Genomic DNA, 13,895 nt, shown 5'->3' with positions numbered 1-13,895 from the left:
GTCAAGGCGCTCCTACAACAGCCCCTTACGGGTGAGGTGATTGAAGAACAGCCAGCCGGGGAGCACCGGCAGCCACAGCGTGAGGAGCCGGTACAGGAGCACCGCGGGCGCCGCCACGTCCTTGGGCACGCCCACCGTGATCAGGCCGAGCGTCAGCGTCGCCTCCACCGCGCCGATACCGCCCGGCGTGGGCGCCGCCGAACCGAGCGCGTTGCCCGCGAGGAAGACCACGGCGACGCTGGCCAGGCTCAGCGTGCCCATCTCCTCGCTCGCGAAGGCCCGTACCGAGGCGTCCAGACAGAGCACGAACAGGAACGTCAGGAGCAGCATGCCACCGATGCCGGTGAGCAGCTTCTGGGGCCGCTGGAGGACGTCGAGCATGCGCGGCACGACACCTGCGAACAGCGACCGCACGCGCGTGACGACGAATTTCCGCAGGAACGGGATGGCGGTCACCACCAGGACGAGGACCGCGACCGTCAGGAGGCCCGCGATGACCGTCCTCGACGGCGTCAGCGTCGGCGTCTTCTGGGTCCCCGTGACGTACCCGAACACCAGGAGGAGCAGGATGTGCGCGCCGAGCCCGAAGAGCTGGGAGGCGCCGACGCTCGCCACCGCGAGCCCCGAGCGCACACCCGAGCGCTGGAGGAAGCGGGTGTTCAGCGCGACACCGCCCACCGCGGCGGGCGCCACGATCTTCACGAAGGAACCGGCGACCTGCGCGGACACGGCCCGCAGGAACGGCACCCGCTCCGGTACGAAGCCGAGCAGGCTCATCGCGGCCGCGAAGTAGCTCAGCGCCGAGAACGCCACCGCCGCGGCGACCCAGCCCCACTCGGCCTCTCCGAAGATGGTGCCGAAGTCGACGTGGGTCAGCTGCGACAGCAGGAAGTAGGCGCCGAAGGCACCGGCGATGAAGCTGATCAGCGTACGGGGCCTGATCCGCTCCAGCTGTGCCGGTTCCACGGGCGCGGTGGGGCGGATGAGCAGCACCTGGTGGCGGATCTGCGTGAGCAGGTCCTCCTCGCGCGCCTGTTCGAGAGCTTCGTCTATGGCCTGCTTCTCGGCCTGCTTCTCCGCCCGGTCGGCCTTGCGTGTCGCGGCCGCGGCCTCCTCCTCGGAGAGGCCTTCGATCTCCGCCTCCGCCTCCGCGCGCGCGAGTTTCGCGTTCCGGGACGCCTCCAGGACCGCCTCGCGCTCCCGCTCGGCGCGCTCACGGGCCCGCTTGCGCAGCGTGCCGCGCGTGGAGCGGGTCAGGGCGATCGGCTGGAGCAGCGGCAGACAGTCCGCGACGGCGTCGGGGCCGAGGACGTCCACCGCGGTGGCGACGGCGCGCTCGGCACCGACGCGCAGGCCGAAGGCCGTCAGGAGCTGGGCGATGTCCATGCGCAGGACGAGGTCGCCGGCCGCGATCTCGCCGCCGCGCAGATCGGTCAGGACGACCGTGCCGGAACGATCCACCAGGATCGCGTCACCGGCGAGCCTGCGGTGCGCGATGCGCCGCGACTGGAGGGCCTTGACCTGTCGCCAGGTGTCGCGGAGCAGATCGTCGGTGAGGGCCGTGTCCGGCAGCGAGTCCAGGGAGCGGCCGCCCGTGTGCTCGTACACGAGGATCACTGCGTCCGGGCCGAGCTCGGAGGTGGCGATGAGCTTCGGCGCGTTCGCCCCCGCGGCGATCGCCGCATACGCGAGCAGCGCCTCCTGCTCCAGCGCCTGGCGCAGCGACTGGAGGCTGCGGCGCTGGGTGATGCCGCGCAGCGTGAGCCTGCGCCACACGCGGTAGAAGAACCCCTGCGCCTGCTGCTCTCGGTCGATGACCGTGACGTCGAGGGGCGGCCCGTCCTCCAGCGTCACGAAGTACCGGCGGCCGCGGTCGGTGGCCTGGTCGGACGCCTCGCCGGAGTCCTCGCGGGCCGCGCTCACCGGGCGGAAGCCCACGTGCCGCAGGCCCGCGAGCAGCGTCTGGCCGGTGGGCCGCACGTTCGGCGAGCCCACGGCGTACAGCGTGCCGTAGGCCACGGTCCAGCCGATGAGGACCGTCAGGATGATCGAGAACGGCGTGGTGTTGCCCGACACCAGCATGGTGAACGCTTCGAGCAGCAGCACCACGAGCAGCACGACACGCCACCGCGGTCTGCGGGACATGCCCACCGCGGTCATGTACGCGATGACCGGCGCGAGATAGCCGTGCACCGGGTCGGTGAGCGAGTTGATGTCGCCCGGGGACGGCTGCGTCAGGGCGTCCTGGATGGACCCGGGCGCGGCCTTGGCGACCCAGAGGTCGGTGGCCAGCGTCACGCCGTGCGCGAGGACGGCCGCGAGCACGCCGTCGGCGATGCGCAGGCCGTCCCGTTTGATCAGGCGCTCGATGGCGAACGCCACCGGGACGAGCAGCACGCCGATGCTCGCGGTCAGCCCCGCCAGCTTCATCAGCAGGTCCGGGGGTTCGCCCGTGCCCGCGTTGATGTCCTGCTCCAGACCCGACGTGGTGCCGTGCGCGAACGCGGAGATCGCGATCAGCACGGCGATCGCCAGGATGCCGACGAGCAGCCGCATGAGGTCGGAGGGGCGGTGCACGCGCGCGGGGAGGAGGGGTTCGTCGCCCTCCACGCGTTCGGAGTGCGCTTCCTCTTCCTCGGCGCCGCAGGGGGCGGGGGTGGCTCCGCCGGGGGCGGTGTCGTCCGGGGCGACGCCGTCTGCCTCCGGCTGCGGGGGGGTGTCGGCTGCCTTTGGCTGCGGGTGGGTGTCGTCCTCGTGCGGCTCCGGGTGGGCTCCGTCCGGCTTCAGCGGGGGCTCATCGGTGCCGGGGCGCGCGGGGTCCGCAGAGGTGCCTGCCGTCTTGTCGGAATGCACGCCCTGCTGCTCCGTCGCCTCTTCTTGATCTCGTATCACCAGTCACCGCCCGCACGATGGTGGCATGCCCCGCTGACAACGGGGGGCATCAGGGGGCATCGCGGGGGCGCGATACGGTCACGATTTGCCGCTTCGTCCCGCGTCGGCCGCCCTGTCGCACCCTCTTCCGCGAGGCGGCCGCGGTGTCGGTGCCATGCGGCAGGATGGTCCGGATGAGCGAGGAGAGCCGACCGGCACCGGAGCTGCCGGAGTACGCGGAACGGGTCCTGGACGTGGCGGAGCGCATCCCTCCGGGGCGGGTGATGACCTACGGGGACGTCGCCGAGTGGCTGGAGGAAGGCGGACCCCGTCAGGTCGGCCGGGTGATGGCGCTCTACGGAAGCGCGGTGCCGTGGTGGCGCGTGGTGCGGTCGGACGGTGTGCTCCTTCCGAGCCACGAACTGCGGGCCCTCGCGGAGTACCGCGCGGAGGGCACCCCGCTGCGGGAGGCGCACCGCACGTCCGAGGGGAGCCTGCCCCGGCTCGACATGCGCAGGGCGCGCTGGGACGGCGGCGCGACGGGCACAACAGGTGCGGCGGGCGCGGCAGGCGCAGCGGGCCTGACAGACGCGACGGGTGGGGCGGGCGCGGCGGGTGTGGCTCCGGAGGCTCACACCTGACAGCTTCCGCCATGCGGCACCCCCGCGGCAGGCCGCGGGCCCGTCCGGGGGAAGCCACCCGTCCCGGGCGCCCGCTGGCGTAGCGTCGACAACACGCATGCACTCTCACTCCGCGGCTGTCGCGCAGCCGCACCTCGACCAGTACACCCACCAGGACCGGCGATCCACGTGAGCTCCACTTCATCCGCCCGGCACGCCGAGCACACTCGGCACGGCCGGGACCTGTCGCACCCCCAGGTACGACAGGGGACCACGGGTGCCTATCGCCTGGTGCGCACGCCGCCGGTTTCCGCGGATCCCCCTCACCTGGACGCACGACAGCGTGCCGTGGTTGACCACGCGGGCGGTCCGCTGCTCGTTCTCGCTGGTCCGGGCACCGGCAAGACCACCACGCTGGTGGAGTCGGTGGCCGCGCGGGTGGCCAAGGGGACGGATCCCGAGCGCGTCCTGGTGCTCACGTTCAGCCGCAGGGCGGCGGTCGGGCTGCGCGACCGCATGGCGCACCGCATCGGTGCCGCCGACGCCCCGCAGGCCACCACGTTCCACTCGTTCTGCTACGCCCTCGTCCGTGCCCACCAGGACGCCGACCTCTTCGTGGAGCCGCTGCGGCTGCTCTCGGGACCCGAGCAGGACGTCGCGGTACGAGAACTCCTCGCCGGTCAGTCCGACCTCGCCCGCGAGGGCCTCGCGCGGGTGCGCTGGCCGGACGAGCTGCGCGCCTGCCTGACGACGCGGGGCTTCGCCGACGAGGTGCGTGCCGTGCTCGCGCGCAGCCGGGAGCTGGGGCTCGGCCCTGCCGCCCTGGACGCCTTCGCGCGGCGCGGCGGGCGGCCCGACTGGCGGGCGGCGGCGGCGTTCCTCGCCGAGTACCTGGACGTGCTCGACATGCAGGGGGTGCTCGACTACGCCGAGCTGGTGCACCGCGCGGTGCTCCTTGCCCGCAGGCCGGAGGTCGCCCGGGCGCTCGCCGCACAGTACGACGCCGTGTACGTGGACGAGTACCAGGACACGGACCCCTCGCAGGTGCGGTTGCTGGGTGCCCTCGCGGGCGGCGGCCGGGACCTGGTCGCCTTCGGGGACCCGGACCAGTCGATCTACACCTTCCGCGGTGCCGACGTGAACGGCATCCTCCGGTTCCCGGAGGACTTTCCGCGCGCGGACGGCGCTCCGGCGCCGGTGGAGGTCCTGACGACGTCCCGGAGGTCGGGGGAGCGGCTGCTCGCGGCGACCCGTCTGATCACCGCGCGGATGCCGCTCGGCGGGCTGCCCGCGCGGCAGGTGCGGGCCCACCGCGAGCTTGCGGCCGTCAGGGACGGCGGCCGTGTCGACGTGCGGACGTACCCCACGGCCGGGGCGGAGCTGGACAACATCGCGGACATCCTGCGCCGCGCGCACCTGGAGGACGGCGTCCCCTGGAACGAGATGGCCGTCCTGGTCCGTGCGGGCACCCGCACCATCCCCGCCGTCCGCCGCAGCCTCACCGCGGCGGGCGTGCCCCTGGACATAGACGGCGACGACATCGCCCTGCGCCACGAGCCCGCGGTGACGGCCCTCCTGACGGCCCTGCGGGCGGTGGCTCGGGCGGAGTCGGGGCCGGCTGTGGGGGCGGGTGCCCCCTCGGACGCGCCGGGTAAGCCGGAAGCCTCCCTGGACCTGGACCGGCCGGGCGACTCGCTGGACGGGCTGGGCGTCCGGCCGGACGTATCGGCTGCCTTCCCGGACGTACCGGGCACCTTCCCGGACGCGCCGGGTGAGCCCGGCACGCCGGACGACGTGTCCGGGCCGGGTGGGCCGGAGACCCCTGGTGCTGCACCCGGACGGCCCGGCGAGCCCGGGGAGCCGGGAGAGCTCGGGGAGCCGGGAGAGCCCGGGGAGCCGGGAGAGCCCGGGGCGCCGGAGGAAGCCGGGGGGACCCGGGGACACGGGAAGTCGGGGAGGCCCGAGGAACCGGAGGATGCCAAGGAGCTGGGCGACTCGGAAGAGCCCGGGGAGCGGGGCGACGCGGAGAAGCCCGGGGAGCCGGGCGGCTCCGAGAAGCCCGGGGAGCGAGGCGACGCGAGGAAAGGCGGGGAGCCGGGCGGCTCCGAGAAGCCCGGGGAGCCGGAGAAGCCGGGAGCGTCCTCCCGGATGCCCGTCACCCCCGCCTGGCTCGACACCGAGACGGCCCTCGCGCTCCTCACCTCCCCCCTGGCCGCCATGGACACCGCCGACCTCCGGCGGCTCGGCAGGGCCCTGCGCGAGGAGGAGCGCGCCGCGGGCAACCACCTCCCGCCGCCCTCCGACGAGCTCCTCGCGCGCGCCCTGGCCGAGCCGGAGCGCCTGGCCGCGCACGACCCCGCGTACGCGAAGGGCGCCCAGCGCCTCGGCGCGCTCATGAGCCGGGCCAGGAAGCGCCTCGCGGACGGCGGCACCGCGGACCAGGCGCTGTGGGACCTGTGGGACGGCACCCCCTGGCCGCGCCGCCTGGAGCGCGCGGCCAGGCGCGGCGGCGCGGCGGGCCGCAACGCCGACCGCGACCTCGACGCGGTCTGCGCCCTGTTCGCCACCGCGGCCCGAGCCGAGGAGCGCACCGGCGGTCGCGGCGCCCTGAACTTCCTCGACGAGATCGAGGCCCAGGACATCGCCGCGGACACGCTCACGCGCCGCACGGTGCGCCCCGACGCCGTACGCCTGATGACGGCACACCGCTCCAAGGGCCTCGAATGGCGCCTGGTCGTGGTGGCCGGGGTCCAGGAGGGCCTCTGGCCCGACCTGCGCCGCCGCGGCTCCCTCCTGGAGGCGGACCGCATCGGACGCGACGGCATCGCGGAACCCCTGACCCCCGGAGCACTCCTCTCCGAAGAGCGCAGGCTGTTCTACGTAGCCGCCACGCGCGCGCGAGAGCGCCTCGTCGTCACCGCCGTCAAGGCGGCCGCCGACGACGGCGACCAGCCCTCCCGCTTCCTGACCGAGCTGGGCGTCGAACCCAAGGACGTGGCGGGGCGCCCGCGCCGCCCCCTGTCGGTCGCCGCCCTCGTCGCGGAACTGCGCGCCACCACCGTGGACCCGCACGCCTCGGACGTCCTGCGCGAGGCCGCCGCCCAGCGCCTGGCCCGCCTCGCCGCGCTGAGCGACGCCGACGGGCGCCCCCTCGTGCCGTCCGCGCACCCCTACCGCTGGTGGGGCATGTTCGACCAGACGGCGAGCGCGGTGCCCCTCAGGGACCGCGACAAGCCGGTCGTGCTGTCCGGCAGCGCACTCGACCAGCTGGCCAACACCTGCGCCCTGCAATGGTTCCTGGGCCGCGAGGTGAAGGCCGACGCCCCGGCGACCGCGGCCCAGGGCTTCGGCAACGTCGTGCACGTCCTGGCCGACGAGGTCGCCTCCGGACGGACCCCCGCCGACCTGGACGTGCTCATGGAGCGCCTCGAATCGGTGTGGGACGCCCTGGCCTTCGACGCCCCCTGGAAGTCGGAACAGGAGAAGGGCAACGCGCGCGCGGCACTCGAACGCTTCCTCCAGTGGCACGTCAGCGGCGCCCACGCCGGCCGCACCCCCCTGGCCAGTGAGCACGACTTCGACGTGACCCTGGAGGCGGGCTCCTACGAAGTACGCGTACGCGGCTCCATGGACCGCGTCGAGCGCGACCGCGAAGGCCGCGCCTACGTAGTCGACTTCAAGACCGGCAAACAGGCCCCGAGCGCCGCCGACGTCGCCCGCCACCCCCAGCTGGCCGTCTACCAGCTCGCGGTACGCGAGGGCGCGGCCGACGACGTCTTCGAAGGCGTACGCCCCGACGTCGGCGGCGCGGAACTGGTGCACCTGCGCCAGGGCGCGGCCAAGAAGGACGGCGGCGACACACTGCCCAAGGTGCAGGCACAGGCACCGCTGGCCGACAGCAAGGGCGCCGGCGGCCTCACGGAGGAGGGTGACAACGGCGCCGCGGACGGCGACAACGGCGCCACGGAGGGCGGCGACAACGGCACGGGGAACGGCGAGAGCGGCACCGAGAACGGCGCGGACGGCACCGAGAACGGCGAGGACGGCGCGGGCGACTGGATCGGCGGCCTCCTCGCCACGGCCGCGGGCAAGGTCCTCGACGAGCGCTTCACGCCCGCCACGGGCCAGCACTGCGCGCACTGCGCCTTCCGTGCCTCCTGTAGCGCCCGCCCGGAGGGCCGCCAGGTCGTCGACTGACCCATCGGTGGCCCGCCAGGGGCCCGTCGGCCCGCGAGGCCTCACAGGCAATCTAAAGTTTCCGTCAAGGTGCCGCTCGCGGCACCCGTCTTTGCACCGTTTTGAGGAGAAGCGCGTATATGGCAGCCAACCGGAAGCTCCTGGCAGTGGCCGTGGCCTGCACCGCCGTCGTCGGCATCGCCGGCTGCGGCGGCGACGGCGGCGACAAGGACCCCTTCGACGGCATGAGCGCCGACAAGATCGCTGACAAGGCTTCCGCAGCCTCCAAGGGTGCGGGCTCGTACCGCATGGTGGGCGAGTTCAAGGAAGAGGGCGGAAAGAACCACATCGACCTGGCCGTCTCCGAATCCGGAGGCTGTAAGGGCTCAATGACGTCGACCCGCAAGGGCAAGGCCGAGATCCTCGCCTCCGGGAAGGACTCCTACATCAAGGCGGGCGAGGACTTCTGGAAGGCGCAGACCGGTTCCTCGACCGCCGGTGAGATCGCCAAGGGGCGCTGGGTGAAGTCGCCCGGCGGCAGCCCCTGCGGCCAGAAGGACATGTTCAAGAACGACAACCTCAACAACCTGGAGCGCAAGGACGACGCCGAGGTCGACGGCAAGAAGACCGCCGTGCTCACTCGTAAGAAGGGCAAGGAGACCACCACCTTCTACGTCGCCATGGAGGGCAAGCCGTACTTCCTGAAGGTCGACAACGAGGGCGGCGACGGAGCCGGCACGGTGACCTTCAGCGACTACGGCAAGCCGGTCGACGTCAAGGCCCCGCCGGCCGACCAGGTCGTCGACCCGGCCAAGCTGGGCGGCGGTTCCTGACACACCGGCGGCCCCGGGCGACCATCCCGTGGCTGCTCCACTGCCATCCCGTGGCCGCTCCACTGTCACCCCGCGTGCCCCGTCCCCGTCCTCCCGGGCGGTGACGGGGCACGCCCCTGTTGTCAGTGGCCGCCGCTAGCCTCTCTGACGTGTCTCCTCGCCTCACCGACCCCGAGCAGCTCAAGGAGCTCCTCGGCATCCCGTTCACCCCGGAGCAGACGGCCTGCATCACGGCGCCGCCCGCCCCGCAGGTGATCGTGGCCGGTGCGGGCTCGGGCAAGACGACGGTGATGGCCGCGCGCGTGGTGTGGCTGGTCGGCACCGGCCAGGTCGCCCCGGAGCAGGTCCTCGGCCTGACGTTCACGAACAAGGCGGCGGGCGAGCTCGCCGACCGCGTCCGCCAGGCGCTGATCAGGGCGGGCGTCACCGACCCCGACGCGGCGGACCCCGCCGACGCCCCCGGCGAGCCGGTCATCTCCACGTACCACGCGTTCGCCGGCCGCCTCCTCACCGACCACGGCCTGCGCATCGGCCTGGAGCCCACGTCCCGGCTCCTCGCCGACGCCACCCGCTTCCAGCTCGCCGCCCGCGTGCTGCGCGAGGCCCCCGGCCCGTATCCCGCCCTGACCCGCTCCTTCCCCGACCTCGTCAGCGACCTCCTCGCCCTCGACGGCGAGCTCGCCGAGCACCTGGTGCCCCCCGACGGGCTCCGGGCGTACGACACCGACCTCCTGCGCACCCTCGCGGACGCCAGGCTCACCAACGCCGACCTGCGCCGCGTCCCCGAGACGGCCGCCGCCCGGCTCCAGCTCGCCGAGCTCGTCGACCGGTACCGCACGGCGAAGCGCGCCCGCGACCTGCTCGACTTCGGCGACCAGATCGCCCACTCCGCGACCCTCGCCCGCACCCGCGCGGAGGTCGGCCGGATCCTGCGCGAGGAGTTCCGCGTCGTCCTGCTCGACGAGTACCAGGACACGTCGGTGGCCCAGCGCGTCCTCCTCGCCGGCCTCTTCGGCGGCGGCACCGGCCACCCGGTGACCGCCGTCGGCGACCCCTGCCAGGCGATCTACGGCTGGCGCGGCGCCTCCGTGGCCAACCTCGACGACTTCCCCGAGCACTTCGCCCACGCCGACGGCCGCCCCGCCACGCGGTACGCCCTGAGCGAGAACCGCCGCAGCGGCGGCCGCCTCCTGGACCTCGCCAACGGCCTCGCGGAGCCGCTGCGGGCCCTGCACGCGGGCGTGGAGGCCCTGCGCCCCGCCCCAGGGGCCGAGCGCGACGGCACGGTGCGCTGCGCCCTGCTCCGCACCCACGGCGAGGAGATCCAGTGGATCGCCGACTCCCTCGCCCACCTCGTCGCCACCGGCACGGCCCCCGGCGAGATCGCGGTCCTGTGCCGCACCGCGGGCGACTTCGCCGAGATCCAGGCCGCCCTGGTCGCACGGGACGTCCCGGTGGAGGTCGTCGGCCTCTCCGGGCTCCTGCATCTCCCCGAGGTCGCCGACCTCGTCGCGGTCTGCGAAGTGCTTCAGGACCCCGGCGCCAACGCCTCCCTGGTGCGCCTGTTGACCGGCCCGCGCTGGCGCGTCGGCGCACGCGACCTCGCGCTCCTGGGACGCCGCGCCCGCCTCCTCGTACGCCACGGCCACGGCGGATCCGGCGCCCCCGAGTCCCCCGAGGAGGCCGACCGGCGGCTCGCGGAGGCCGTGGAGGGCGTCGACCCGGCCGAGGTGACCTCGCTCGCGGACGCGCTCGACACGTTCCTGGAGACACCGGTCGAGACCCCCGAGGACGACGGTCTGCCGTTCTCCCCGGAGGCCCGCGTGCGGTTCGCGCGCCTCGCCGCCGAACTGCGCGACCTGCGGCGCTCCCTGGCCGACCCGCTGATGGACGTCCTGCACCGCGTCCTCGCCGTCACCGGCCTCGAAGTCGAGCTGTCCGCGTCCCCGCACGCCCTGGCCGCACGCCGCCGCGAGACCCTGTCGAACTTCCTGGACGTCGCCGCGTCCTTCGCCGCCAACGAGCCCTCGGCCTCGCTCCTCGCCTTCCTCGGCTTCCTGCGCACCGCCGCGCAGTACGAGAAGGGCCTCGACAACGCCCTGCCCGGCGGCGAGAACACCGTCAAGGTCCTCACCGCCCACAGGTCCAAGGGCCTGGAGTGGGACGTCGTCGCCGTGCCGGGCCTGGTCACCGGCACGTTCCCGAGCACGCAGGGCCGCGAGAAGTGGACGGCGCAGGCCAAGGTCGTCCCGCACGCCCTGCGCGGCGACGCCGACACGCTCCCCGACATCGGCGCCTGGGACGCCAAGGGCATGAAGGCGTTCCACGCCGACATGAAGGACCACCAGCACACCGAGGAGCTCCGCCTCGGGTACGTCACGTTCACCCGCCCCCGGAGCCTCCTCCTCGGCTCCGGGCACTGGTGGGGCCCCAGCCAGAAGAAGCCCCGGGGCCCGTCCGACTTCCTCCTCGCGCTGTACGACCACTGCGTCGCCGGGCACGGCGAGATCGAGGCCTGGGCGGACGAACCGGAGGAGAGCGAGGAGAACCCGGCGCTGCACGAGAAGGCGGCCGACCACGCCTGGCCGCTCCCGCTCGACGCGGCCTCGCTGGCCCGCCGCCGGGCCGCCGCCGCCACCGTGCTCGCCCATCTGGACCGGCCCGCGGCCGACGACGCCCGCTCCCACGAAGAGGCCCACCCGGCCGCGGACGCCTCGCCGTACGGCGCCGTCTCGTACGACGACCCGGCCGAGCCGCCGGAGTACGGGACCGACCCGGAACCCCCCGAGCCCCCGGACGACGCGGACCCCACCGGCCCCGCCGACCCCCTGGAGTGGAACTCCTGGTCACAGGAGCGCCCCGCACGCCCCGCACGCCCCGAAGGTCCCGAAGGTCCCGAAGGTCCCGAAGGTCCCGCGCAGGAAACCACCCCCCACGCGCGCGTGCCGCACCAGATCCCGCACGGGACCACGCATCCGACCCCGGAGGAGACCCGCACCCTCGCCTCCTGGGACCGCGACCTGGACGCACTCACCGGCGAGCTCCTGCGAGCCCGCGAGAGCGTGCACGACGTTCCGCTGCCGACCACGCTCACCGCCACCCAGCTGCTGCACCTGGCCCGCGACCCGGACGGCCTCGCCCAGGAGCTCGCCCGCCCCATGCCGCGCCCGCCCCAGCCCGCGGCCCGCCGCGGCACCCGCTTCCACGCCTGGATCGAGGCCCGCTTCGAGGAACTGCGGCTGCCCATGCTCGACCCCGACGAGCTGCCCGGCGGCGGCCCGGGGGAGGCGGAGATCGCCGACGAACGCGACCTGGAGGCACTCAAGGAAGCCTTCGAACGCACCGAGTACGCCCACCGCACGCCCCACCGCGTCGAGCTGCCCTTCCAGCTCGCCATCGCGGGCCGCGTCATCCGCGGCCGGATGGACGCCGTCTACAAGCACGGTGACGGCGACGACACCACGTACGAGATCGTCGACTGGAAGACGGGCCGCACCCGGAACGCCGACCCCCTCCAGCTCGCCGTCTACCGCCTGGCCTGGGCCGAGCAGCACGGCATACCGCCCGAGTCGGTGCGCGCGACGTTCCTTTACGTACGCAGCGGCGAGACCGTGCGCCCCGCGAACCTGCCGGGCCGCGCGGAACTCGAGCGGATCCTGCTCGGCGGACGTGACGAGCACCACCCGTACGAGGACACCGACGGCGTCGGCCCCGGCAGCGCGGGCCACGTGGCCCCCGGCGGGCAGGAGGACGACCGGCCGACAGGACGGACCGCTCCCACGGGCCGATAGGCTCGTGACCATGAGCAAGCCCGTCCTCAGCGCCGACAGTGCCGTCAGCGCCGACCGCGCCGTCAGCGCCGGAAGTGCCGTCAGTACCGACCGCGCCGTCAGCGCCGAGAATGCCGTCAGCACCGACCGTGCCGTTCGTGCCGCCGGTGACGTGAACGACGCCGGTGCCGTCGCCGCTGTGCGCGCGTACATCGACGACCACCGCGCCGCCTTCCTAGACGACCTCGCCGAGTGGCTGCGCATCCCGTCCGTCTCGGCGCAGCCGGAGCACGCCGCCGATGTGCGCCGCAGTGCCGACTGGCTCGCCGCGCACCTGCGGCGGACCGGCTTCCCGACGGCCGAGGTGTGGGAGACCGAGGGCGCACCCGCGGTCTACGCCGAGTGGCCCTCCGAGGACCCGGACGCGCCCACGGTGCTGGTCTACGGCCACCACGACGTGCAGCCCGCCGCCCTGGAGGACGGCTGGGACAGCGACCCCTTCGAGCCCGTCGTCCGCGGTAACCGCCTCTACGCGCGCGGGGCCGCCGACGACAAGGGCCAGGTCCTCTTCCACACCCTCGGGGTGCGCGCCCACCTCGCCGCCACCGGCCGCACCGCGCCCGCCGTGAACCTGAAGCTGCTCGTCGAGGGCGAGGAGGAGTCCGGATCGCCGAACTTCCGCGCCCTCGTCGAACGGCACCGGGACCGTGTCGCCGCCGACGCGGTGATCGTCTCCGACACCGGCATGTGGTCCAGGGACACCCCCACGGTGTGCACGGGGATGCGCGGCCTCGCCGAGTGCGAGATCGAGCTGTCGGGTCCTGACCAGGACATCCACTCGGGCTCCTTCGGCGGCGCGGTGCCGAACCCGGCGACCGCGGCGGGCCGCCTCGTCGCGGCCCTGCACGACGAGCACGAGCGCGTGGCGGTCCCGGGCTTCTACGACGGCATCGTGGAGCTCACCGAGCGCGAGCGGCAGCTCTTCGCCGAGCTGCCCTTCGACGAGGCCGAGTGGCTGCGCACGGCCAAGTCGCACGCCCCCCACGGAGAGGCCGGGCACACCACCCTGGAGCGCGTCTGGGCCCGCCCCACCGCCGAGGTCAACGGCATCGGCGGCGGCTACCAGGGCGCGGGAGGCAAGACGATCATCCCGTCGAGCGCCCTCCTGAAGCTGTCGTTCCGGCTGGTCGCGGGGCAGGACCCGGGGCGGGTCGAGGAGGCCGTCAGCGCGTGGGTCGCCGAACAGCTGCCCGCCGGGATCCGGCACACGATCACCTTCAGCGGCGCCACCAGGCCCTGTCTTACGCCCCTCGACCACCCCGCCCTTCAGTCCGTGGCGCGTGCCATGGGCCGGGCCTTCGAACAGGACATCCGCTTCACGCGCGAGGGCGGCTCGGGTCCGGCCGCCGACCTCCAGGACGTCATCGGGGCGCCGGTGCTCTTCCTCGGCATCTCCGTACCGTCGGACGGCTGGCACGCGCCGAACGAGAAGGTCGAACTCGACCTGCTCCTCAAGGGCGTCGAAACCAGCGCCTACCTGTGGGGCGACCTCGCTCCGCACTGATGCGGGGCGATCTCGCTCCGCGCTCATGCGGGGCGAACTCGCTCCGCGTCGATGGAACGAC

6 protein-coding genes are annotated in these 13,895 nt (G+C 74.0%); 5 read left to right on the top strand and 1 reads right to left on the bottom strand.

Going from position 1 to position 13,895, the window contains the following annotated elements; genetic code table 11:
* Nucleotides 1-12: 12 nt before the first annotated feature.
* Nucleotides 13-2,892, bottom strand: coding sequence for a lysylphosphatidylglycerol synthase domain-containing protein (locus GPA10_RS00500; protein WP_343040130.1), 2,880 nt, complete (start codon nt 2,890-2,892; stop codon nt 13-15).
* Between the two features lie 164 nt (nt 2,893-3,056).
* On the opposite strand from GPA10_RS00500, the gene GPA10_RS00495 reads away from it, so the two are divergent.
* The 5 genes from GPA10_RS00495 (at nt 3,057) to GPA10_RS00475 (ending at nt 13,834) form a co-directional block, all read left to right on the top strand.
* Nucleotides 3,057-3,512: an MGMT family protein gene (locus tag GPA10_RS00495; RefSeq protein ID WP_246258590.1), complete on the top strand. Its 456-nt coding sequence runs from the start codon at nt 3,057-3,059 to the stop codon at nt 3,510-3,512.
* 168 nt (nt 3,513-3,680) lie between these two features.
* The gene (locus GPA10_RS00490) at nt 3,681-7,688 is read left to right on the top strand and encodes an ATP-dependent helicase (RefSeq protein WP_425505628.1); all 4,008 of its coding nucleotides are present in this window, start codon (nt 3,681-3,683) and stop codon (nt 7,686-7,688) included.
* 119 nt (nt 7,689-7,807) lie between these two features.
* Nucleotides 7,808-8,500, top strand: a complete 693-nt coding sequence (locus GPA10_RS00485) for a hypothetical protein (protein ID WP_157163779.1) — start codon at nt 7,808-7,810, stop codon at nt 8,498-8,500.
* 149 nt (nt 8,501-8,649) lie between these two features.
* Nucleotides 8,650-12,291, top strand: coding sequence for an ATP-dependent helicase (locus GPA10_RS00480; protein ID WP_343040129.1), 3,642 nt, complete (start codon nt 8,650-8,652; stop codon nt 12,289-12,291).
* A gap of 10 nt (nt 12,292-12,301) precedes the next feature.
* Nucleotides 12,302-13,834 carry a dipeptidase gene (locus tag GPA10_RS00475; RefSeq protein ID WP_157163777.1) on the top strand — a complete coding sequence of 511 codons (1,533 nt, stop codon included), beginning with the start codon at nt 12,302-12,304 and terminating at the stop codon, nt 13,832-13,834.
* Nucleotides 13,835-13,895 lie beyond the last annotated feature (61 nt).

This window comes from Streptomyces typhae, assembly GCF_009755605.1.
GTDB lineage: Bacteria > Actinomycetota > Actinomycetes > Streptomycetales > Streptomycetaceae > Streptomyces > Streptomyces typhae.
The sequence above is the reverse complement of the archived record's forward strand: the minus strand, read 5'-3'. Positions and strand labels throughout refer to the sequence as shown.